Raw genomic sequence first — 22314 nt, forward strand, 5'->3', positions numbered from 1 at the left:
GAGTATCGGCGAACGCGATGAAAACGCAAAAGCGGACGGCGACCATCGCGCCGACCGCTTCGGCTGTCGAGACCTACACGCGTTAATTCGCCGCGATGATCTGCCGCAGCACGTAAGGCAAAATTCCGCCGTGCTGGTAGTAGTCCACTTCGATCGGCGTATCGATCCGGCACCGCACCGCCAGCTTCTCCTGCGCGCCATCGGCCCGCGTGATGACCAGTGTGAGATCCTGTTGCGGCTTCAAGTCGGGACCGATTCCCACGACATCGAATTTTTCGGTGCCGTTGAGCTTCAGCGTCACCGCCGTATCGCCGTCCTTGAACTGGAGCGGCAGCACGCCCATGCCGACGAGATTCGAACGATGGATGCGTTCAAAGCTTTGCGCGACGACCGCCTTGACCCCGAGCAGGTTCGTGCCCTTCGCCGCCCAGTCGCGGGAAGATCCCGTGCCGTATTCCTGGCCTGCCACGATGATGAGCGGCGTGCCTTCGGCCTGATACAGCATCGCGGCGTCAAAGATGCTCATCTTCTCGGGCGCTCCCGTTTTGCCGTCCGGCCGATCCGTGCCGTCCGCCGCCGTGCCCGTGCGGGAGTGGAAATACAGCGTGTTGCCGCCTTCCTCGCCGCCGAGCATGAGGTTCTTGATCCGCACATTGGCGAAGGTGCCGCGCGTCATCACGCGGTCGTTGCCGCGGCGGGAACCATAGCTGTTGAAGTCCTCGAACGCCACCTTGTGCTCGAGCAGATACTTGCCCGCCGGCGAGGTCTTCTTGATCGCTCCCGCCGGTGAGATGTGATCGGTCGTCACCGAGTCGCCGAAAACGCCCAGCGCCCGGGCGCCCTTGATCTCGCCGACGGCTCCGGGATTCAGACCGAACCCGGCGAAAAACGGCGGTTCCTGGATGTAGGTTGAACCGGCATCGAATTGATACACATCGCCCGTCGTCTCCGGGATTTCATTCCACTTGGGATTTTGGGCTGCGAAGTCCGTGTAGAGCCGGCGAAAGACTTCCGGTTTCAATGCCGCCTGCAGTTGATCGCGCACCTCCTGCAACGTCGGCCAGATGTCCTTCAGGAACACGTCGCGCCCGTCGCGATCGCGGCCGAGCGGCTCGCGGGTCAGATCGATATCCACGCGGCCCGCCAGCGCAAAGGCCACCACCAGCGGCGGCGACATCAGGAAGTTCGCCTTGATGTTTTGATGCACCCGCGCCTCGAAATTGCGGTTGCCGGAAAGCACCGAGGCCGCGACGAGATCGTTTTTCACGACCACGTCTTCGATCGCCGGATGCAGCGGACCGGAGTTGCCGATGCACGTCGTGCAACCATAGCCCACGGTTTGAAACCCGAGCTGGTCGAGATAGGGCTGCAAGCCCGTCTTGTTCAGATAATCGGTGACGACACGTGAACCAGGCGCGAGCGAGGATTTCACGACGGGGTTCACCTTGAGCCCCTTCTCCACCGCCTTTTTCGCCAGCAAGCCCGCCGCCAGCATCACGCTGGGATTCGACGTATTGGTGCAGCTCGTGATGGCCGCGATGAGCACGCTGCCGTGGCGAATCCGGCTGTGCATTTCCCCCGCGGGGGCGACCAACGCATCCGGCGTCGGCCGGTTTTGCGCCATTTCGTGCTCCGTGAAAACACTCGTGGATTTCGCTTCGGATTTTTGCACCGAGACCGGCTCCTGACTGCCGCCACCCGCATGATATTGCAGCGCGCGGCTCGCATCGACGTTGAACTCCTTGGCGAGATCGCCCGCCTGTTTGCCAAAGCCGCTTTCGGCGACCGGCTTCACGAGCGCATTCGCAAATTCGTTCTTCAACTGCGGCAACTCGATGCGATCCTGCGGGCGCTTCGGACCGGCGACGCTCGGCACCACGCTCGCGAGGTCGAGTTCCAGGTCCTGCGAGTAGTCGATCTGGCCGCGCTGCGGCACGCCCCACAAGCCCTGCGCTTTGTAATAGGCCTCGTAAAGCGCGACGTGGCTCTCATCCCGCCCCGTGGCGCGAAGATAGTTCGTGCATTCCACATCGATGGGAAAGAAGCCCATCGTCGCCCCGTATTCCGGCGCCATGTTGCCAATCGTTGCCCGATCGACCACCGGGAGCGCCGCGGCGCCCGGTCCGTAAAACTCCACGAATTTTCCGACCACCTTCGCCTTGCGCAGCATCTGCGTGATCGTGAGCGCAAGATCAGTCGCCGTCACCCCTTCGCGCAACGCGCCTGTCAGGTGCACGCCGACGACATCCGGCGTGAGGAAATAAACCGGCTGACCCAGCATGCCGGCTTCGGCCTCGATTCCACCGACACCCCAGCCCACGATCCCGAGACCGTTGATCATCGTCGTGTGCGAATCGGTGCCGACCAGTGTATCCGGATAACAGACGCCGTCTTCGTTCCGCAGCACGCCTTTGGCCAGATACTCCAAGTTCACCTGGTGCACGATGCCGATGCCCGGCGGCACCACCTTGAACGTGTCGAAAGCCTGCATGCCCCACTTCAGAAATTCGTAACGCTCCCGGTTGCGCGAAAACTCCAGCTCAAGGTTCTTCTTAAACGCCTCCGCCGAGCCCGCGAAATCCACTTGCACGGAATGGTCAACCACCAAGTCCACCGGCACCAGCGGCTCGATGATCTTCGGGTTTTTGCCGAGCCGCGCGACCGCCGCCCGCATCGCCGCGAGATCCACCAGCAAGGGCACGCCCGTGAAGTCCTGCAGCACGATCCGCGCGACGACGAAAGGCACCTCCTCCGTGCGCGGCGCCTTCGCGCCCCAACCGGCCAAATCCTTCACCGCCTGCTCCGAGACCCGCTGACCGTCGCAGTTGCGCAGCAGCGATTCCAGCACGAGCCGGATCGTCACCGGCAGGCGGGAAATCTTGAACCCAGCTTTCTCAAGCTGCGGCAGCGAATAAAACGTATGCTCGGCGCCGCCAACGGTGAACGTCTGGCGCGTCATGAACGGATTCGGGACTTGCATGATTTTAAAAGAGTTTCTCGACGGGACCGTCCGGCCGCCGCCGAGCGAGTTTACTGGGCGAGGGCGGCTTTCACCGCGGCGAAATCAGGAAGATCTTTCGGCGTCGGGGTCTGCTCCGCGTATTTGACCACGCCGTCCCGGCCGATGACAAAGGCCGCCCGCGCCGACACGTCGCCGACGCCCGCGAGCATCGGCAGCAACACCCCGTAAGCTTGTGCGACGGTCTTGTTCAGGTCGCTCGCCAGCGTGACGCCGATCTTGTTGGCCTTCGCCCACGCTTCCTGCGCGAACGGGCTGTCGACACTGATCGCAATCACGTCGGCGCCCAGTTTTTCATACTCGGCCAGGCCATTCGTCTGGTCGCACATCTCCTGCGTGCAGACGCTGGTGTAAGCGAGCGGGAAGAACAACAACACGGTCTGCTTTCGGCCGCGATTGTCGCTCAGCTTGATGTCTTTGAGACCTTCCGCGGTTTTGCTTTTCAGGGAAAAATCCGGGGCTTGGGAACCGACTGCAATAGGCATGAGAGGAAGAGATGGAGGTTGAAACTGAATACGCGTGGCGCGTGGAGACGGAAAAATTGAGCTCGCGCACGCGTCGCGGCAAATGGTTTTTCCCGGAAGAAGGCCGCTTTCTTGCCGTTGCGCGTTTCCCATTAGCCGGGATTGCGTGCGCCCGCGGCCTGCGCGCCGCCACGCGCTTCCCCTTGACCGCACTGCCTCGGCCGCGAATAACCCTTCGCTCCGCATGAGTATCATCGCTGATCTTCAATGGCGCGGCCTGCTCGCCGACTGCACCGATCTCGACGCGCTGACCAAGCGCCTCGCCGAAAACCCGGTGACGCTCTATTGCGGGTTTGATCCCACGTCCGACAGCCTGCATGTCGGACATCTCGTGCCCCAATTGACCCTGCGCCGCTTTCAACTCGCGGGCCATCATCCGATCACGCTCGCCGGCGGCGCCACCGGCATGATCGGCGATCCCGGCGGCAAGTCCGCCGAACGCAATCTCCTCACCCGCGAACAGCTCACGCACAACGTCGCCTGCATCAAAGGCCAGCTCGCGCGACTGCTCGACTTCGACCACGCGACCAACCCCGCCCTCTTGGTCGATAACGCCACCTGGACGGCGCCGATCAGCTTCCTCGATTTCCTGCGCGATGTCGGCAAGCACTTCTCGTTAAATTCGATGATCGCCAAGGAGAGCGTCCGCTCCCGACTCGAAAGCGAATCCGGCATCAGCTTCACCGAGTTCAGCTACCAGCTCCTGCAAGCCTACGATTTTTATCACCTGCGGCACACGCACGCGTGCGAACTCCAAATCGGCGGCACCGAGCAATGGGGCAACATCACCGCCGGCACCGATCTCATCCGGAAGAAACTGGGCGTCACCGTCTGGGGGCTCACGTTTCCTCTCATCCTGAAGGCCGACGGCACCAAGTTCGGCAAAACCGAAGGCGGCGCCGTCTGGCTCGATCCGAAAAAGACGAGTCCCTACAAATTCTATCAGTTTTTCGTTAACACCGAGGATGCGAAGGTCGGCGAATATCTCCGTAAGTTCACTTTCCTCTCCCGTCCCGAAATCGAAGCCCTCGAAGCGAAACACAGCGCGAATCCCGGTGCCCGCGAAGCGCACAAAGCCCTGGCCGCCGAAGTGACTCGCCTCGTTCACGGCCCGGCCGCGCTTGAGGCCGCCCTCAAAGCGAGCGCCATCCTCTTCGGTGCCGAAATCGGCGACACTGCCGAAGAAACGTTTCGCGATGTCGTCGGCGAAATTCCCACCAAGGAATTCGCGGCCGCCCAACTCGCTTCGCCCGGCACTGCTTTGCTCGACCTGCTCGTCCACGCCGGTCTCTGCCCTTCAAAAGGCCAGGCGCGCAAGGACGTCGAGGGCGGCGGCATCTATCTGAACAACGTCCGCGTCGCCGAGGCGGGGCGCCTGGTCACCGCCGCGGATCTCCTGTTCGCCCGCTATCTGCTTCTGCGCAAGGGCAAGCGCACCTACGCGGTGTTGCACGCGCTCTGAGCGCCGCCCGCGCGGCCTCAATTTCACTCGTAGCTCTCGCCGCCGCCCGGCGGTCGACGGACGCACATGGCTCCCACCCTCGCGCTCAAAAAAACATCGCTTCGCTGAGCGCCGCTTCCGGCGTCAGAAGGCTGACCGACGCCGCCATCTCGGAGCGCACTCCGCCCAAGACCGCCGTGATCCCCGCCTGCCCGGTCGTAAAATCGCCGTGCCACGCAAACGCACTCGCGTCGCCGGCATATTTGAACTGGATCGCCAACTTGCGCTCACCTTCGCATCGGTTCGTGCGAAATCCCACGCCAGCCTCCGTCACGCCGCAGGCCGCCAGTCGCCGCTGCAGCCAGGCGAGCGCCACCCGCGCCTCCGCCTCGAACTCGCTCGTGTGCTCAACCGTGACGGTCTCCAATCCCTGCACCAGTTTGTCCGGCGGATAGCTCGCCAAAAACTGGCCGACCGTCTGGCGGACCGGCAGGAGCCTCGAGTAAACCAAATCGCGCAACGCATTCGGGTGCGGCCACGGATAAGCCATGACTCCAGCGGGGGCGATTGCACTGTCGATCATCACTCGCCGCGCGCGCGTCAGCAGATAACGATAGTCGGCCAGCTTCAGGTTTTCCGAGAAACGATGGGCCCAATAATACATCGGCAAATCCGCCGAGAGGCAGACCGACACCTGCGATTCGAGAAACTGCCGCGCCCGCCGCGGATAACTTAGCAACACGAACTCCACGCACCGCTTGTCGCTTTTCGAACGTCCGAGAAAACACTCGCCGTAGATCTTCGCGTGGATCTCGCGCTCCTCGCCATCCTCGTGCAGCGGGCACAGCACCACGACCCGGCTGGGGTAACGCCGCGCGAAACGCACCACCGTCTGGAATTGCGCGAGCGCATCTTCAGGCGTGGTGCGAAAGCCCAAGTGCAGGACGAAGTTTACCTGTGTCGCTGTGGCGTCATCCGGCGCCGGACCACCTTCCGCCGCGGTCGTCGACCACATTTGCTCGAATCCCTTGGCCACGGCATCCACCGGAACTTCCACTCCGGGAAGCGCATCGAAAATCGTCGGCATGGCGGGCTTCGTTATGGTTGCCGCCAGACGTCGTGGTTTTTGGCGAGCAACGCCTCCGCTGCCGTCGGTCCCCACGATCCCGCCGGATACGACTCCAGTCCTTGCTGCCCGGCTGCGGCCCAAGCCTCCAGCACCGGCGTATATATTTTCCAAGACTGTTCCGTCTCGTCGCCGCGGATGAACAACGTGCCGTCGCCGATCATCGCATCGAGCACCAGCCGCTCGTAAGCTTCCGGCGTGTTCGAACCAAACGTCGTGCTGTAACGGAAATTCATCTTCACCGGCTGCGTGCGCGTCTCCAACCCGGGAATCTTCGCGTTGAGAATCATGCTCAACCCCTCGTCCGGCTGGATTTGAAACGAGAGCGTGTTGCTCGCCAGTTGAAACCGGTCGCCCTCGGCAAACAACGTGCCGGGCGGTCGACGAAACGTCACCGCGATTTCCGACACCCGGCGCGCCATGCGTTTGCCCGAACGCAAATAAAACGGCACGCCCTGCCAGCGCCAGTTGTTGATCGAGAGGCGGATCGCCGCGTAAGTCTCTGTGGCGGAATCCGGGTTGATGCCCTCTTCCTCGCGATAGCCCGGCACCGGCTTGCCGCCCGTCATCCCCGCTGCGTAATGCGCGCGCACCACGTCGCCTTCCGCGCCCGTGCGCAGCGGCTGGATCGCCCGCAGCAACCGCACCTTTTCGTCCCGAATCGCCTCCGCATCCAGCGACACTGGCGGCTCCATCGCCGTCAACGCGAGGAGCTGCATCGTGTGATTCTGGATCATATCGCGCAGCGCCCCGCTCTGTTCATAGTATCCGCCGCGCGAGCCGACGCCGACTTCCTCCGCCACCGTGATCTGCACGGACGAAATGAAATTCCGGTTCCACAGCGGCTCGAAAATCGCGTTCGAGAATCGCTGCACGAGCAAATCCTGCACCGTCTCTTTGCCGAGGTAATGGTCGATGCGAAAAACCTGCGGCTCGGTGAAATATTTGCGCAACGTGCCGTTCAACGCCTGCGCCGACGCCAGATCGCGGCCAAACGGTTTCTCGATGATGACCTTCGATTGCAGCGCCTGGCCTGCATATTTCTCCGCCAAACCGGCGGCGCCGAGATTCTCCAAAATCGGTGTGAACACCGAAGGCGGCGTGGAAATATAAAACAGCGACTGCACCTCCCGACCGAGCTTCTTTTCAATCGCGTCAATGTGCTCTTTCAACCGTTGAAACGCATCCGGGTCGTCGTAGCCACCCGCGACGTAGCTCGTGTTCGCCGCGATCCGTTTCCAAGCCTCCGGCTGGAGCTCCCGCCGGGAAAATTCCTTGATCGCGTCCGCTGCGAGGGTGCGAAACTCGTCGTCGGGAATGGGCTTTCGTCCGAAACCGATGAGGTAAAAATCCGTCGGCAACAGGCTATCCAGGCCAAGATTGTAGACCGCCGGAATCAACTTCCGCGCCGTCAGATCGCCGGAGGCGCCGAAGATCACTACGACGGTGGGCGGCGCGCCACGATGCTTGCTGAGACCGTGAAGGAAGGGATGTCGCTGTGTATCTGCCATGGTGGACGCGCTTTTTTTCGAGCCCCGCTCCCGGCGAAGCAAGGGAAATGCCTTGGATGACGCGCTCGCCGCGCAGTTCCGTCGGCTAAAGCCGAAAGTCGCGCCCCAACAGCGGGATGTTTTCGAAGTGCCGCACGATCGGCGTCGGACCGCGTTCAGCGGGCAACTCGACTTCTACCACGTCGAACCGCCACGTGTGCGGCTTTTCCTTCAACGCGCCAAGATACGCGCGGCACGCCCGGCGCAGCGCCTCTTTTTTGCGTTTGTCCACCGCATAATACCCGGGCACCAACGCGGTCGCCGCCCGCGCTTTCACCTCAACGAAGACGAGCACGTCCCCATCGCGGCAGACGAGATCGAGTTCATCGCGCCGGTCTTTCGGGCTGCGCCAATTCCGTGCAATCACCGCGAAATTTCGTTCGCTGCGCAGGAACCGTTCGGCGGCGCGTTCGCCTTGCGCCCCGCTATCCGCCTCACGGCCGGTCAACGTGTTCCACCAGCGCGTCCAAGCCGACGCTTCTGCGCGTTTCATTGATTCTCATTGCCGCATCTGGCGGCCGATGGCAATTCCTGACGACCCCGCGTCTGCCATGGCTTCCTCCGGAATATCCAACGCTCTTCGCCGTTCGCTTTTGATCAAGTTGATCTCCAAGCCCGCGCCCAGTCGCGAGGACGTCGATTCCGTCGTCGAGCTCACCGCCTCGAAAGTCGTCGAGGCGCTCCAAGCGCAGTCGATGACCCTCTATCTCGTCGAGGGAAACGATATCCTGTTCAAGCACGTCTACTATTCCCCCACGCTCTGGACGTCGCACCCGGCCCTCGAGCAAAAGTTGCAGGAAACCGCCGCCATCCTTCTGGAAACGAAACTGCCCCTCGGCACCGGCGTCGTCGGGAAGGTCATCGCGACCGGTGAACCCGTGTTCTTCCGCAACACCGAGAGCCAGGCCCCGTTCATGAACTCCATGGGCGATCGCACCGGCTTCGCCGTTGAGTCGATGCTCACGGTGCCGCTCAAGACGACCAACGTCATCGGCGCGATCCAAGTGCTCAACAAAGAGCCCTCCGCCGGCACCGCAGGTTTGTTTGTCGACCGCGATCTCGCGCTTCTGCAAGAGGTCGCCGAATACTCCGCGACCCTCATCCAGCGCATGCTGGATCCGAAATTCCAGCTCAGCGCCGACGACACCGCCAAATTCGTCGCAAAGTTCACCGACCTGCCGCTCGTCACTTCGCCCGATGAAATCGAATACGACGAGAAACTCGTCGAATCCGTGGGCGATGCGATCATCCGGCGCGAAGGCATTTTTCCGCACAAACGCCTTACGCCGACCGCCGTCGCGGCGGTGATGATCAACCCGCTCGATTACGCCAAGCGCGAATCATTCACCCAAGCCACCGATCTTGGCCTCGAGGAAATCCGCGTCGTTTCCGCCGCTCTGTTCGAGACCTTGCTCCGCCGTTTTTTCAAGGACGCGAAAAAAGACGCCGCGTCTGACAACATCGATATTTCCTCCGTCGCCGAAGTCATCACTAGTGCTTACGACACCGCCGGGCACAGCACGGAAATCACGGCCGCCGATCTCGAAAGCGAAGATTCCGCGCCGATCGTCCAACTCGCCAATCGGATTATCGAAGACGCCTACATTTCCGGCGCTTCCGACATCCACATCGAACCGCAGGAAAAGGAGCTGATGGTCCGCTACCGCATCGACGGATTGTGCCAGGAAAAGCTTCGCCTGCCCAAGCAGGTTTCCAACGCCCTCGTCACGCGGCTGAAGATCATGTGCAACCTCGACATCGCCGAACGGCGGCTGCCGCAGGACGGACGCATCGTTTTCAAAAAATACACCAAGAAGAACATCGATATCGACCTGCGCGTCGCCACCGGGCCGATGAATCACGGCGAGAAAGTGGTCATGCGCATTCTCGACAAGCAGAAGTCCACCTTGCCCCTGACTGCCTTGGGATTTTCCGAGGAGAATCTCGCGAAGTATCGCGACTGCATCCGCCAGCCTTACGGCATGATCCTGCACTGCGGTCCGACCGGCTCGGGCAAATCGATGACGCTCTACTCGGCGCTCGCCGAAGTGAACACGCCCGACGTCAATATTCAGACCGCCGAAGATCCGATCGAATACACACTCCCCGGCCTCAACCAAATGCAGATGAGCCGGCAGATCGGCCTCACCTTTGCGCGGGCACTGCGCTGCTACCTGCGCATGGACCCCGACATCATCCTCGTGGGCGAAATCCGCGACGAGGAAACCGCCGGCATCGCGGTGGAAGCCGCCCTCACCGGGCATCTGCTCGTCTCGACGCTTCATACCAACGACGCGCCTTCCACCATCTCGCGCCTCGGCGAAATGGGCATCGAGCCCTTCAACATTTCCGCCTCGCTCATCTGCGTGTGCGCGCAACGCCTGCTGCGCCGCGTCTGCAAGAACTGCAAGGTCTCCTACGAGCCGGTGGGCCGCGAAAAAGACATCCTCGAAAAGGCCATCGGCTGGTCGGGCCCCATCTTCAAAGCCAACCCGCAGGGCTGCCCCACCTGCAACGGCATCGGCTACAAAGGCCGCGTCGGCATCCACGAATTGATGACCAACAGCGAAACGCTGACCGAAGCCATCAACAAGGAGGTGGAGGTCGCCGAACTGAAGCGCGTCGCCATGAAAACGGGCATGAAGACGCTGCACCAGGATTCGATGCTCAAGGTCAAACTCGGCCTCACCACCGTCGAGGACGCGCTGGCGAACGTCCCTCCCGACCTCATCCTCTGAGGCTCGCGCCATCCCTGCAGCGCGGACCGGCGGTCAGCCCTTCGCGTGCACCTTCGGCTTTTCTTCCAATTCCTTGAGCGCGCGCTTCGCCGGCGGATAATCAGGCGTTTTCCGCAGCACTTCTCCCAGCAGCGTCGCCGCCGTGTCCTTCTGCCCGCGGGCACTCACTTCGGCCGCGAAATCCACCACCTGCTGCGCGCGCGCGTTCGAGCCATCCATTAACATCCGCGCCGCGCCGATCATCTCCGCGGTCGCGCCGTTTTCGAAATGTCCGCGCATCTCAATGCGCAGGAGCTCGCTCTCCCGCTTCGGCAGCCACGCCGGTTTGCTCAACAGCACCGCCCGCGCCTGCTCGGCCGCTTCGCTCCACTTTCCTTCGCCGATCAACCGGTCCAAATCCTCGAACACCACGCGTTCGCGCGGACCCGCCGCCGGCCCCGGTGCGGCCGCTTTTTCGCTCTCCGCGGGCCGCGCCGCTGCGAGCTGCTCATCCACTTCCGCCTTCGACGTCGCCAGCGCCGCACTCGCCGGAAACGCCCCGATCCCCATCGCGAGCACTTCCCGCGCCGTGTCCAAGCGCCCGGCCTTGCGCAAAATCTCCTCAGTCTCCCGGTAGATGCTCACCGGGAACGGACGCGAACGCAGGAACGCCTGCAACTCCACGACCTGCGCGGACTCCGGCGGTCCGATGAGGGCCGGCAGCAGTTTGTCCATCCACGACACCCACATCTCCTCCGCCCGCGCCGCTTCTTTCGTGTCGCGCTTGAAATTCGCATACGCCTGCGCCGCTTCGCGAAATTGCCCCGTGTGCAAAAACGCCCGCGTCTCCGCCGCATAAAACGCCCGCGTTGGCAACCCCTGCGCTTGCGCTTCCGCCAGGCACCGCTGCAGCAAGGGCACCGCCCCGATTTCCGCCAGCGGCTGCGCCAGGGTGATCAGATTGTTCAGATCGCTTCCGAAGCGCAGCACGAATTCATCCATGCTCTGCGCGGCGCGCGTCGTTTCACCCGCCATCGTCTGCTGCACCACCGCGTAGATGGTCGTGCGCGGATCCGCGGGCGCCAACGCCCGCAGACGGTCCAGCGTGTCGTTCATCGCGGTCATTTTCTTCTGCTCGCGAAATATCCGCACCTGCAAACGCATCACCTGCGCCACTTCGGTCTTCGGCGCTCGCGCCAGCCATTGCGCGAGAAACGACTCCGCTTCGGGCAACCGTCCTGCATCCACAAGCGCGAGCACGCGCGCCTCATCCGCTTCCGGCCCCCGCAGGTCAGGCATCGCGTCCAGCATCTCCAAGAGCTCGGGCGCGCGATGCGCCGCCACCAGCAGTTGCATCTTTTGTCCGCGCAACCACCGCCGGTCTGATTCCGGCACTTCCCGCGCCGGCCGCGCGAGAGTCTCATCGATGACGCGCAACGCCAGCGGGAAGTCCTCGCACTGGCTGGCCACCTGCAGCATCGCGTTCAGGTAGATCCGCCCCGGATAAGTCCCCTGCAACCCTGCTTGCAACACGTTCAACGCGAGCACGCGTCGCCCGATCGCGAGGTAAAACTGCCCCAACGTCATCCGCGCGCGCAGATTGTCCGGATGCTTGGAAAGCCCCACGCGCAACTTCATCTCGCCTTGCATCCAGCGGCCATTCTTCAAGTCCGCCATGCCTTCCTCGATGTAGCCTTTGCCGCGCAGGTCGGAAATTCGCGACCACCGCGTCGGCAACGCGATGTCGGAAAACGTCACCATGTTGAACGGTCGCCGGTCCAGCCAAAGAAAGAGCGCGAGGGCCAGTGCCAGATAAGCGAGCACCGCCAGCACGCCGAGCCACGCGAGGATCCCGCGCACGCTGAGTGCCACGCCGCGAAACCGGCCATGCGCGTCGGGATCGTGCAGCCCCACCACTCCCAGATACCACCGCCCCGGCACCGCCCGGGCGGACGCCCACACCATTTTAAACTCCCGCTTCTGACGGCTGGATTTTCGGCTCATCGCGAGACAGATAGCAGGCGCGGAATACGATGCAATCGCCCTTGCGTCACGCGCCGACGGCGACCGCGCCGGCCCCCGTCACCGCCTCCGCGATGTTGCGCTGCTGCTGCTCCGGCTCGCCGCGTTCATGGTTGAAGCGCATCGAGACCGTCTTCGAAACACCGCGCTCTTCCATCGTCACTCCGTAAATCGCGCGCGCCGCCGAGACGGTGCGCTTGTTGTGCGTGATGATGATGAACTGCGACTCGCTCACGAACTTCTTCAGCAAATCGGTAAAGCGGCCGATATTCGACTCGTCCAGCGGCGCATCGAGTTCGTCCAGCAGGCAGAACGGCGAAGGCTTCACCATGTAAAGCGCGAATAACAACGCCACCGCCGTGAGCGTCTTCTGTCCGCCCGACAACAACGTGATGCTCTTCAACTTCGTCCCGGGCGGCTGCGCGACGATCTCGATGCCGCTCTCCAGAATATCTTCCGCGACGATCAATTCGAGGGCCGCCCGGCCGCCGCCAAACAGCGTCTGAAACGTGTATTCGAAGTTCTTGCGGATCTGCTCGAACGTCACTTCAAACTGCTTTTGCGAGGTCTGATTGATCTCGTCGATCGCCCCGAGCAACTCCGTCTTCGCGCTCGTCAGATCGTTGCACTGCGCCTGGAGAAAATCATGGCGCTGCTTGAGCTCCGCATACTCTTCAATCGCCACCAGATTCACCGCGCCCATGCCGCCCAGCCGTTGCCGCAAGGCATCGACTTCGACTTTGATCGCCGCCCAATCCGTCCGCTCCAGCGCAGCCAGGTCTTCTTCCGTCGGCGCGCCCTTCGGCTCCTTCTTTTTCCGCCGGCGCTTGGGCGCCGTGTCGCCGTCGGCCGCGGGCTCTTGCTCGGCCGGAGCGTCGTCGTCTTCCTCGTCGAGATCCAACGGTTTGATGCCTTCCGGTTCGTCGTCCGCCCGCCACAGGAACTGTTTCCAGTCCAAGGCGGCCACGTCGGATTGAAACTCGTGGGTCACCTCGTCCTTCAAAAATTGCGCCCGGGCGCGCGCCTCGGCCAGCTTCACTTCATGCGCGCCCAACTGGGTGTGCGCGCTCTCGGATTGCGTGCGCAACGCGGTCTGCGTGGCCTCGACGCCGGAGATTTCCCGCTCCACGTCCACCAGCTCAATGCGCACGTGCTCCACCTGCTGCTGCGCCACCGCGAGCGTTTCGCCCAACTGCGCGCCGCGGGCCCGCTGCGCTTCCGTTTCGCCCGCGAGTCCGGCGATCTGCGAAGTCCACGTTTCGATTTCCTGCTGCCGCTGCAAGAGCAGTTCGCTCAATTGCTGGCGGCGCTTCTCCATCTCGCCCAAACCGCGATCGAGCACTTCCACTTTCTGCCGCCGCTCCGCCAGCTCGAGCCGGGCCTGGCCGAGCGATTCGCGCTTCACGTCCCGATCCGTGCGCAATTCATTCACCCGCGTTTCCAACCGCCGGATTTGCTCCCGCTGCGTGGTCGCGGCCGTGTCCGCTTCCGTCAACCCCGTCTGCGCCTTCGTCCAGCGCGCCTGCGCTTCGTTGCGCGTGTGCTCCAGCGCGACCAATTCGTTCTCCATCCGCCGCAGTCGGGCGGCGATTTCGTCGAGCGCACGCTGCGCATTGCGCTGTTCCGTTTGCAGCGCGGCGACGGCCTGCGTCGTGTTGAGGACGTCGGTGCGGCACTGCTCCAAGCGTTGCTCGGCTTCCAGCAGGCGCGCGCTCAATCCGTCGATCTCCGCCTTCTGCGCATCATGCAGCCGTTGATCTTCCGCGAGGGCTTTCGCCGTCTCGCGTAGATCGATTTCGCGCTGCACGATGCTGTTCGCGGACTTCTTGCTGCTGTGGTGTCCGCCGTAAACGAGCCCGCGCCGATCGACCAGATCGCCCTTGCGCGTCACCACCGCCAAAAACTCGAACTCCGGATTCGACCGCCAAAACTCGAGGAACGCCGGCAGATCGTCTGCGATGAAACACTCGCGCAAAATGCCGACCGCCGGATGTGCCGGATCGCAATCCACCACCGCCTCGAGCGCCGGGCGCAACCCCTCCGGCAGGCTGTTGCTCTGGCCGTTGCGGCCCGTGCCAAATTCGGCGACTCGCAGGACGACCGATCCAATCTGCTCGGCCTCGAGTTGCGCGAGGATGCGCTGCGCCGTCGCCACGTCGCTGACGCTGATCGCCTCCGCCGCGGCCCCCAAAATCGCCTCGATCGCTTTGCCGCAGTCGCGGCGCAATTCCAGCCCCTGCGTGATCGGCTGCGGTTTCGCTCCGGCGAGCGCCCCGTCTAGCCGGCCTTGCAACACCGCCTTCGCCCCCTCGCCAAAGCCTTCCCAGCGTTCCTGCAATTGTTGCAACAACTTCAGCCGGGCGCTGCGTTGCGCGAGCTGCCGGTCGATTTCCGCCAGCTTGCGCTGGGCTTCGCGAAATTCGTGCGTGAGATCGGCGATCACCTGCTGGGCCGCCGCGGTTTCGTTGTGCGCCCGGGCTTTTTCGGCAAGGGCCTCCTCCACCCGCGTGTCAAACTCCGCCGCCATCTGCGCCGCCGCGGATTGTTGTGCCCGCACGCCTTCGATTTCCTCGGCGAGCGAACTGTGGCGGTGCGCACTCGTCTTCTGGTCCACCTCGTAACCGGAGCAATCCGTCCGCAAGCGCGCCACGGTGCTCTCCAGTTGCAGCAGCTGAAACTTCGCCTGCTGCAGCTCCTGCTCGACTTTCGTTAAAGCGCCTTCCACGACCGCGAGTTCCCGATTGCGGTTCTGAAACGTCGCGTCCGAGCTGCCCAGCAGATTGAGCTGGAGCTGCTTGTCCTGCGCTCCCGTGTCCGCCTGCGCGGTCACCTCGCGCAACTGCATTTGCAGCTCGCCAAAATTTTCGCGCGACGACGTCAGCCGGTCCGCAAGTCCCGATCGTTTGATCTCGGCGAGATTGGCAAAGTTTTCCGCCTGCTCCTTCTGCGAGCGCAAATCGAAAACCGCCTGCTGCGCTTCCTGCACCCGCTGGTTCAACCGGCTGCGATGGCTCTTCTTTTCGTCGAGCGCGGCCTGGTGCGTTTCCAAACTCGCCCGCCGCTGGTCCGCTTCCCCCCGCAAACCGCCCACTTTCTCCTCCAGGCCCGCGATCGTCGCGGCCAGTTCCGCAAACTGCCGCCCGCTCCAGGCGAGACTCAGATGCCGCAGCCGAAAACTCAGTCGCCGGTAACGCATCGCCTTCGCCGCCTGCCGTCGCAGACTCCCGATCTGCCGGCCCACCTCGCCAATGACGTCCGCCACGCGCGCCAGGTTCTGCTCGGTCAACGCCAGCTTGTTCAACGCCTCGCGCCGCTGGCTCTTGTATTTCGTGATGCCCGCCGCCTCTTCAAACACCGCGCGGCGCTCCTCCGGCTTCGACGACAGGATCTGGTCAATCTGCCCCTGCGCCATGATCGAGTAGCTCGTCCGGCCGATGCCGGTATCCATAAAAAGCTTGTGGATGTCCTTCAACCGGCACGCCTGCCCGTTGAACGAGTATTCGCTCTGCCCATCGCGGTAAACGCGCCGCGTGATCTCGATCTCGTGAAACTCGCTGCCCAACTGCTTCTCGCACTCCGTCAACAGCAGCGAGACTTCGCACAATTGCGCCGGCTTGCGCGTGTCGGCGCCTTCGAAAATCACATCCTGCATCTTGCCGCCACGCAGCGCCTTGGCGCTTTGCTCGCCCAACACCCAGCGAATCGAATCGGCGATGTTGGATTTGCCGCAGCCGTTGGGTCCGACGATCGCCGTGACCCCGGGTTCGAATTGGAGCACGGAGGGATCCGCAAACGATTTAAACCCGTGGAGCTTGAGCGCCTTTAGATACATGCTGGAAAGAAACGGCCGATTCAAGAGGGGGCCCAGAGGTCGGCAACGGAAAAACCCGTGAGTTGTTCACAGGTCATTGCCAAGGCCGGACCTGCCGTCTGGCCGCCTCACCGCCGAGCTTTCGGCGTTAACGCCACCAGGCATTCGCCTGCATGCAGCCTCCGAGCATCGTGGGGCTGACCGGCTGGCTCTGCCCCGTCTCGGTATCGAGGATGCAAAGGCGGCTCGTGCGCCGATCGCGCGCCGTGTAAATCACGTGCCGCCCGTCCGGCAGCCAGCACGCTTCCAAACCATCGAACGGCGCATGGGAGACCTGCACGCTCGCGCGCTTCGAGAAATCGTAAACGCCCACTTGGTAGCCCTTCCCCACGCCCATCGTGAACGCGATTTTTTGCGGATCGGCGCGATTCCAGTCCGGCTCCGCACAATAGCCGCTGATGTTGGTCGCCACGCGTTGCATGGTGCCGCCGCTCACCGGCAGCAGATAAAGCTGCGGCCCGCCCGCGGCGTCCGAAGTGAAGACGATGCGCGACCCATCCGGCGAGAAACACGGCGAGGCCTCGACCGCATCCGTGCGCGTCATGCGCCGAATCTGCCGGCCCTGCGCATTACCGATGTAAATTTCTGCATTCCCTTCGCCGCTCAGCACCATCGCGACCTGCTGACCGTTCGGGCTGAAACGCGCTCCGCTGTTCGTCCCCTTGAAACTCACGAACGTCGTGCGCTGGAGGCTGCTGAGGTTGATCTGAAAAATGTCCGGGAACCCCGATTTGTAGAAGCTCGTGTAAAGCAGGCGCGTGCCATCCGGCGACCAGCGCGGCATCATCGCGATCGCGCCGTCATGGGTGATTTGTTTCACGTCCCGGAAAAACAAATCGGAAACGTACACTTCCTTTTTGCCCGTGCGCTCACTGATGAACGCGATCTTCGCGGAGAAAAACCCTTTCAACCCCAAACCGTTGGTTTTCTCCACCGCAAGATCCGCGGCGCGCAACAGCGCATCGTTCACGTCGCTGCCGCTCGCGATCTGGCTCAGCACCGGCGTGCCGGATTTCCCCTTGGTCACATCCACGCGCACCTGTGTGCTGCTCACCGGCGTGAACCGGATATCGTAGGCGTAATTGCCGCCTTCCACCCGGTAACGCCCGTGCGCTTTGAACGCCTGTTGCGCGAGACCGTTGGTCTCCGGTGTCGAACCCGACACCCGCACGGGGATGACCTTGCCTTCGTTCGTTACGTCGACGTAGCCGAGCGAATGTTGCGCGAAAGCGGCGACCGCCGACGCGAAAAACAGGGCGAGAATGAAACGAAAATTTTGCATGCGATGAGCGTTGCGAACAGTTTAAGGGCGAAGGGGCATTTCTATTTACTCCTCCGCCTGCCATAACAACTAATTTCTCGTCCAAAATCCATCGTGACCTCCGACGCCCTCAAAGACGCCCTCAAGCAAGTTAAATATCCCGGCTTCAGCCGCGACATCGTGTCATTCGGCCTCGTGCGGAGCGCGGGGTTCACCGACGGCGTCGCCAAGGTTTCGCTCGCGATCACCACCAGCGATCCGAAGGTCCCGCTGCAATTGAGGAACGACGTGGACCGCTGCCTGCGTGCCGTGCCCGGCGTGCAGGAAACGATCATCGATATCGCCGTTTCCGCCGCAAAAACCCCCGCCGCCGGCGGCAATCTCGGCGGTTCAGGCTCCGCGCCGAAGGGCCTGAAGCACTCCGTGGCCATCGCTTCCGGCAAAGGCGGCGTCGGGAAAAGCACGTTCGCCGTCAACCTCGCGTGCGCGCTGGCGCAAGTGCTCGGCGCCGAAGGCCGCCAAGGACGCGTCGGCCTGATGGACTGCGACATCTATGGCCCGAGCGTGCCGCTCATGATGGGCATCAACGGCCGTCCCGAGGTCGAAGGCGAAGGCGCCGACGCGCTCATCATCCCGTTGGAAAACTACGGCGTGAAAGTCATGAGCATGGGTTTTCTCGTCGACGACAACACCCCGGTCGTCTGGCGCGGACCGATGATCATGAAGACGATCCAGCAGTTCGTCCAAAACGTGAAATGGGGCGAGCTCGACATCCTCCTCGTCGACCTTCCGCCCGGCACCGGCGACGCGCAACTTTCCCTCGTGCAAACCCTGCCTCTCGATGGCGCGGTCCTGGTGACCACACCGCAAGCTGCCGCCACGAACGTGGCGCGCAAGGGTGGATTGATGTTTCAAAAAGTGAACGTGCCCCTGCTCGGCGTGGCTGAAAACATGAGCTACTTCATCGACTCTGCCGGCCAGCGTCATGCGCTGTTCGGCGAAGGTGGCGGCATTGCCGTCGCGGAGCGTCTCGGCACCACCTTGCTCGGCCAGGTGCCGCTACTCAGCGCGATTCGCGCCGGCGGCGACTCCGGCATCCCCGTCGTCGTGAGTGAACCGGAAGGCGCCGCCGCCCAATCTTTCACGGCGATTGCGCGTAGTTTGCTCGCGCGTCTCGCTCCCCGCCCGACTCCGGAGACCACGTGACACGACTCGCGGCATCGCAGGCATTGACAGTGCTTCTTCGCTCGCTCTCATTGCCGAGCGCCAGCGCATGACTTCTCCCGCACCAGAGCCACCCGCTTCCCGCGAATTCGTCAAGCAGTCCAGTCTCTACCAAGAGTTCCTCGCGGAGCGGGAAGAGATTTTGAAACACAAGTGGCTCGAGTCCGAACGGCTCGGTTACGACATCGGTTTCGAACGCGCCTTGCTCGACTGGATTCGCAAGCATCGCGAGGGCTGGCGTGCCGCCCGCCGCAGCCAGTTGAGCCACGCCGCCCTCGCCGGCAGCGGTAAAAAAGAAAACTGACCCGGTTGAGGTCAGTTTCTTGAAGGATTGCCGCGGATGACCCGCGGCCGGAAGAAAAACGTTACTTGATCTCCTTGTGGAGCGTGTGCCGCTTCAGGTGCGGATTGTATTTCTTCTTTTCGATGCGCTCCGTCACCGTCTTTTTGTTGCGCTTCGTGAGATAGCGCGAGACGGGTTTCCCCTCTTTGCGGGCTTCGGTGCACTCTAAGATGACTTGTTCTTGCATGATCGTGGGCAGTTGAAGGGTCAGAGCAAACGTTGCCGCCCGGTGCCTGCAACCTCAAAGTTGCCCCACCCCATCTTCGCGCGTTCGCTCAGGTCGAGTTCGCGCCGACGGCGATTTTCTTTTCAGTCAGCGGGAGCATCACGCCGCGGCGAAACAACGTCACCAAGCCGGTGCTCGACGAGACGACCAGCGCAATGCAGTTCGCCGCCACGCTCACCGCCGCCGCTGCCGCGTGCCGGCTGCCCAGTCCGCTCGGCAACGTGTGATCGGCGTCCGTCGCTTGCACCAGGCTACCGGCCGTTTCCACCACCCCATCGCCTCGGATCACGAACGCTCCATCGATCGACGAAAACTCTTTCACCGTTTCGTCCATGAAGGGGTTGAGGATGTTGCGATCCTCTTCCTTGTAACCGTAAAACGGGTTGAGCACGAGGGGCTTGGTCAGCTTTGAAACTTTTTCGTAATCACCCACGACGAACAGGCAGCCCACCGGCCGGCCTTCGCGCCCCTCGACCGCGAGTTCGGTCGCGATCGCGATCACGCGCTCCAGCACTTCCGCCTTCACGTCGGCCGGCAAAAGTTGCGCCTGCCCGGTGAGCAAGGGCGAAAATTCCCGCTCCACATCGACGACGACGAGCGTGTCGAACTGATTGCTGCCCGTGATTCCACCGACACAGCACACCCGGTCTTTGAAAGAAATCACTCCGCGCGTCAGCGCCACCAGCATCGCACTGCGCAACTGCGCGAGCCGGCTGCTGGAAAAGGACCGGACCTGAATCGTCTCCGTAAACGCCTTGCCCTCGTTTTCCGATGGCTCGATGGGATTGCGCGTCACCAAAATCGTTTTCATCCGCGCGCGGAGCGAGTCCGACTGCAAGCCGCCAATAAACGTGTCGCCAAACACCATGATCGACGCGCAATCCGCCCCCCTCGCCACTCGCTCCGCCTCCGTGAACATCAGCCGGTTGATGCGATTCTGCTGCGCCTGCACCGGACGGATGCCGCCGAACCCGCCGATCAAGCGCTCGTAAAGGGCGTCCAAATCCGGCGCGCCGACGAGACTTTCCACGAGCTCGGGATCCTTCACCAGCCGCGCGATCGAGGCCAGCATCTGCAGATAATCGCGCGCATCTTCGCCGGCGATTAACATCACGATCAACCGCACGCGCTCCTCATCCTTTGTCCCGTCGTGGCGAATACCCACCCGGCTGCGCCCGATCGCGAGAATATACCGGCGCTTCATTTTGACGCGCACGTGCGGCAGGGCGACGCCGTAGCCGAGATACGTCGTCATCGTGCTTTCCCGCGCCAGCAGCGCACGCAACAGTGCGTCGGGCTTCAAGTCGGGAAACCGCGCCACGCACACCGCCAGCAATTCCTGCAGCGCCCCTTCGAGATCGAGACTGCGCAGGTCGACGACGCGACTGCGGGCGATGATTTGGTCGAGCCGCATAAGTCAGTTCGCTGGCGGGCGGCTCGTCACCCGCGGTTTACTTCTCCCACTCGAGAGCGCCCTTTTTTACTTCGTAAAACAATCCCAGCACCAGCACCCCGATGAAAAACAGCATCGGCGTGAGAATCGTAATGTGATTGGCGAGAAACTCCCGGTAAATGAACGACCACGGGATCAGGAACACCACTTCGATATCGAAGAGGATGAAGAGCATGACCGTGACGTAAAACTTCACCGAAAACCGGCTGTGCACCACGCCCTGGGCGGCGACGCCGCACTCATACGCGCTATCCTTGATCTTGTTCTTGCTCGCCCGCTGGCCCAGAAACTGGCTCAGCCCGATGATCGTGCCGCCGATGGCCGCCGCCAGGCAGATTTGAATCAGAAACGGAAGATAGGCCGCGGAAGACATTGTCTGAAAAGTGCTCTGAGTGCGGGTGCTGGCGCAAGCGGTTTCTATGGCCGCACGTCGATGATGTGCGCCGAGGCCACCTTCGTCGATCCCACCCCGAGAATCTCGGCGTATTCCAACGTGCGGATGTCCTCCGAGATCGGGGGGAATCCGTAGCGCTTTCGCCACATATTCATCCGCGCGAGCATCATCGAATCGATGATCACTGGATCGCTGCTCAACCACAGAAGCGGTTCGGACTGCGTGTAGAGCGAATTGAAAAACGGTCCGCCAATAAACTGGTAGTGCTCGAGGCTCGCGATCGTGAATTCCCACGTCTCGCGCAATTCCGGGATCGCGCTCATTTCCGCGACCGCCGCCGGCGCATTGGCCGGCGAACGGAAGAAACGCGCCGTGTTGGACGCGTTCCACAATGTCGCATTCACCAGTGCACCGTTCACGCCCAACGTCGGATGATCGGTATAAACCGGCAGGTTGATCCAGAAATCCGCATCGAGAAACAGCGGCGTCGCGAGAAAGCTCTTGCGATCTTCGTCCTTGGTCGACGAATTCGAGAAATCCTTGGTTTGCGATTCGGCGAAGATCGGATCGAAACGCTGCGGCAACGGACTGTCGTAAAACCAAACCGGGTCGTAAAACCGCCCCGATTCTAACACATAGACCGGATGGCCCTTGAACGGCGTTTGTCCGGTCACGAGCGCCGGCAGATAGCCTGTCATGCGCAACCGCAGCTGATTGAGGCCGACGAGAAAAATCCCTTCCTTGTCGAAGCCGCGCCGCTCCAGCGCCGCAATCACCGCCTGCACCAGCGGCACGGGCGTGGCCATGCCCGGCCCGGAATCCGTGTAAATCTTCAACCCAACTTTCTTCTTCGGCCCCGGCGCCAACCGTTTGCCGGTCGCCTGCTCAAAACGCGTGATCAACGTCTCCACGGCCGCGTCGTAACTCGGTTCGCTGAACGAGGGCAGTTTCGCCTCCCACACCGGCGCGCGCGGCGCCTTGGGCGCCGCCGCTACATTCGACGGTGGCAACTGCGGCGCCGCCGTCGGCGCAGCCGGTCCGGCCCCCGCCGAAACGGTCAGGCAAGCCCATCCGATCAGCGCAAACAAAAATGGCCGCATTGCTCGTATGTAGCCGGAGGGACACGGATGTTTCATCGATAAA

The 22314-nt window shown here is 62.5% G+C and carries 16 protein-coding genes; 4 read left to right on the plus strand and 12 right to left on the minus strand.

Annotated features, from left to right (window positions below; translation table 11 throughout):
* Window positions 1-82: 82 nt before the first annotated feature.
* Both K0B96_RS09020 and K0B96_RS09025 read right to left on the minus strand, forming a co-directional pair.
* Window positions 83-2980 carry an aconitate hydratase gene (locus K0B96_RS09020; RefSeq protein WP_220166318.1) on the minus strand — a complete coding sequence of 966 codons (2898 nt, stop codon included), beginning with the start codon at window positions 2978-2980 and terminating at the stop codon, window positions 83-85.
* Window positions 2981-3030: 50 nt separating this feature from the next.
* The gene (locus tag K0B96_RS09025; protein ID WP_220166320.1) at window positions 3031-3504 is read right to left on the minus strand and encodes a redoxin domain-containing protein; all 474 of its coding nucleotides are present in this window, start codon (window positions 3502-3504) and stop codon (window positions 3031-3033) included.
* Window positions 3505-3727: 223 nt separating this feature from the next.
* On the opposite strand from K0B96_RS09025, the gene tyrS reads away from it, so the two are divergent.
* Window positions 3728-5005 carry a tyrosine--tRNA ligase gene (gene tyrS / locus K0B96_RS09030; protein WP_220166322.1) on the plus strand — a complete coding sequence of 426 codons (1278 nt, stop codon included), beginning with the start codon at window positions 3728-3730 and terminating at the stop codon, window positions 5003-5005.
* Window positions 5006-5090: 85 nt separating this feature from the next.
* On the opposite strand, the gene K0B96_RS09035 is transcribed toward tyrS, so the two are convergent.
* The 3 genes from K0B96_RS09035 to K0B96_RS09045 form a co-directional block, all read right to left on the minus strand.
* Window positions 5091-6071: a glucose-6-phosphate dehydrogenase assembly protein OpcA gene (locus tag K0B96_RS09035; RefSeq protein WP_220166324.1), complete on the minus strand. Its 981-nt coding sequence runs from the start codon at window positions 6069-6071 to the stop codon at window positions 5091-5093.
* Between the two features lie 11 nt (window positions 6072-6082).
* On the minus strand, window positions 6083-7621 hold the full coding sequence (gene zwf, locus K0B96_RS09040; RefSeq protein WP_220166326.1) for a glucose-6-phosphate dehydrogenase: 1539 nt from the start codon (window positions 7619-7621) through the stop codon (window positions 6083-6085).
* 85 nt (window positions 7622-7706) lie between these two features.
* Window positions 7707-8153, minus strand: coding sequence for a YraN family protein (locus K0B96_RS09045; protein ID WP_220160583.1), 447 nt, complete (start codon window positions 8151-8153; stop codon window positions 7707-7709).
* 58 nt (window positions 8154-8211) lie between these two features.
* Here K0B96_RS09045 and K0B96_RS09050 point away from each other — a divergent pair, with 58 nt between their 5' ends.
* Window positions 8212-10398, plus strand: coding sequence for an ATPase, T2SS/T4P/T4SS family (locus tag K0B96_RS09050; protein ID WP_220160584.1), 2187 nt, complete (start codon window positions 8212-8214; stop codon window positions 10396-10398).
* Window positions 10399-10431: 33 nt separating this feature from the next.
* Here K0B96_RS09050 and K0B96_RS09055 read toward each other — a convergent pair whose 3' ends face one another.
* From K0B96_RS09055 to K0B96_RS09065, 3 genes are all read right to left on the minus strand, one after another.
* The gene (locus tag K0B96_RS09055; protein ID WP_220160585.1) at window positions 10432-12381 is read right to left on the minus strand and encodes a hypothetical protein; all 1950 of its coding nucleotides are present in this window, start codon (window positions 12379-12381) and stop codon (window positions 10432-10434) included.
* A 46-nt stretch (window positions 12382-12427) separates the two neighbouring features.
* Window positions 12428-16231 carry a chromosome segregation protein SMC gene (smc, locus tag K0B96_RS09060; RefSeq protein ID WP_220160586.1) on the minus strand — a complete coding sequence of 1268 codons (3804 nt, stop codon included), beginning with the start codon at window positions 16229-16231 and terminating at the stop codon, window positions 12428-12430.
* Window positions 16232-16358: 127 nt separating this feature from the next.
* Complete coding sequence (locus tag K0B96_RS09065; RefSeq protein ID WP_220160587.1) at window positions 16359-17552, minus strand: biopolymer transporter Tol; 1194 nt, start codon at window positions 17550-17552, stop codon at window positions 16359-16361.
* A 93-nt stretch (window positions 17553-17645) separates the two neighbouring features.
* Between K0B96_RS09065 and K0B96_RS09070 the strand changes: the two genes are divergently transcribed.
* Window positions 17646-18737: an Mrp/NBP35 family ATP-binding protein gene (locus tag K0B96_RS09070; RefSeq protein ID WP_220160588.1), complete on the plus strand. Its 1092-nt coding sequence runs from the start codon at window positions 17646-17648 to the stop codon at window positions 18735-18737.
* 67 nt (window positions 18738-18804) lie between these two features.
* Window positions 18805-19059 (plus strand): DUF4032 domain-containing protein, encoded by a 255-nt coding sequence (locus tag K0B96_RS09075; protein WP_220160589.1) that lies wholly within the window; start codon window positions 18805-18807, stop codon window positions 19057-19059.
* Window positions 19060-19120: 61 nt separating this feature from the next.
* Here K0B96_RS09075 and rpmG read toward each other — a convergent pair whose 3' ends face one another.
* From rpmG to K0B96_RS09095, 4 genes are all read right to left on the minus strand, one after another.
* Window positions 19121-19285, minus strand: coding sequence for a 50S ribosomal protein L33 (gene rpmG / locus K0B96_RS09080; RefSeq protein ID WP_220160590.1), 165 nt, complete (start codon window positions 19283-19285; stop codon window positions 19121-19123).
* Window positions 19286-19373: 88 nt separating this feature from the next.
* Window positions 19374-20738 carry a PTS sugar transporter subunit IIA gene (locus K0B96_RS09085; protein ID WP_220160591.1) on the minus strand — a complete coding sequence of 455 codons (1365 nt, stop codon included), beginning with the start codon at window positions 20736-20738 and terminating at the stop codon, window positions 19374-19376.
* Between the two features lie 37 nt (window positions 20739-20775).
* Entirely contained in the window at window positions 20776-21150 is a 375-nt protein-coding gene (locus K0B96_RS09090) for an NADH-quinone oxidoreductase subunit A (RefSeq protein ID WP_220160592.1), read from the minus strand.
* A gap of 44 nt (window positions 21151-21194) precedes the next feature.
* Entirely contained in the window at window positions 21195-22307 is a 1113-nt protein-coding gene (locus K0B96_RS09095) for a DUF362 domain-containing protein (protein ID WP_255558597.1), read from the minus strand.
* Window positions 22308-22314 lie beyond the last annotated feature (7 nt).

The sequence above is a fragment of the Horticoccus luteus genome (assembly GCF_019464535.1).
Taxonomy (GTDB): Bacteria; Verrucomicrobiota; Verrucomicrobiia; order Opitutales; family Opitutaceae; genus Horticoccus; species Horticoccus luteus.

Excerpts from the sequence above, each read along its gene's own strand:
- K0B96_RS09020 (WP_220166318.1), bottom strand. The coding sequence starts at position 2,980 with ATGCAAGTCCCGAATCCGTTCATGACGCGCCAGACGTTCACCGTTGGC.
- K0B96_RS09025 (WP_220166320.1), bottom strand. The coding sequence starts at position 3,504 with ATGCCTATTGCAGTCGGTTCCCAAGCCCCGGATTTTTCCCTGAAAAGC.
- tyrS (WP_220166322.1), top strand. The coding sequence starts at position 3,728 with ATGAGTATCATCGCTGATCTTCAATGGCGCGGCCTGCTCGCCGACTGC.
- K0B96_RS09035 (WP_220166324.1), bottom strand. The coding sequence starts at position 6,071 with ATGCCGACGATTTTCGATGCGCTTCCCGGAGTGGAAGTTCCGGTGGAT.
- zwf (WP_220166326.1), bottom strand. The coding sequence starts at position 7,621 with ATGGCAGATACACAGCGACATCCCTTCCTTCACGGTCTCAGCAAGCAT.
- K0B96_RS09045 (WP_220160583.1), bottom strand. The coding sequence starts at position 8,153 with ATGAAACGCGCAGAAGCGTCGGCTTGGACGCGCTGGTGGAACACGTTG.
- K0B96_RS09050 (WP_220160584.1), top strand. The coding sequence starts at position 8,212 with ATGGCTTCCTCCGGAATATCCAACGCTCTTCGCCGTTCGCTTTTGATC.
- K0B96_RS09055 (WP_220160585.1), bottom strand. The coding sequence starts at position 12,381 with ATGAGCCGAAAATCCAGCCGTCAGAAGCGGGAGTTTAAAATGGTGTGG.
- smc (WP_220160586.1), bottom strand. The coding sequence starts at position 16,231 with ATGTATCTAAAGGCGCTCAAGCTCCACGGGTTTAAATCGTTTGCGGAT.
- K0B96_RS09065 (WP_220160587.1), bottom strand. The coding sequence starts at position 17,552 with ATGCAAAATTTTCGTTTCATTCTCGCCCTGTTTTTCGCGTCGGCGGTC.
- K0B96_RS09075 (WP_220160589.1), top strand. The coding sequence starts at position 18,805 with ATGACTTCTCCCGCACCAGAGCCACCCGCTTCCCGCGAATTCGTCAAG.
- rpmG (WP_220160590.1), bottom strand. The coding sequence starts at position 19,285 with ATGCAAGAACAAGTCATCTTAGAGTGCACCGAAGCCCGCAAAGAGGGG.
- K0B96_RS09085 (WP_220160591.1), bottom strand. The coding sequence starts at position 20,738 with ATGCGGCTCGACCAAATCATCGCCCGCAGTCGCGTCGTCGACCTGCGC.
- K0B96_RS09090 (WP_220160592.1), bottom strand. The coding sequence starts at position 21,150 with ATGTCTTCCGCGGCCTATCTTCCGTTTCTGATTCAAATCTGCCTGGCG.
- K0B96_RS09095 (WP_255558597.1), bottom strand. The coding sequence starts at position 22,307 with ATGAAACATCCGTGTCCCTCCGGCTACATACGAGCAATGCGGCCATTT.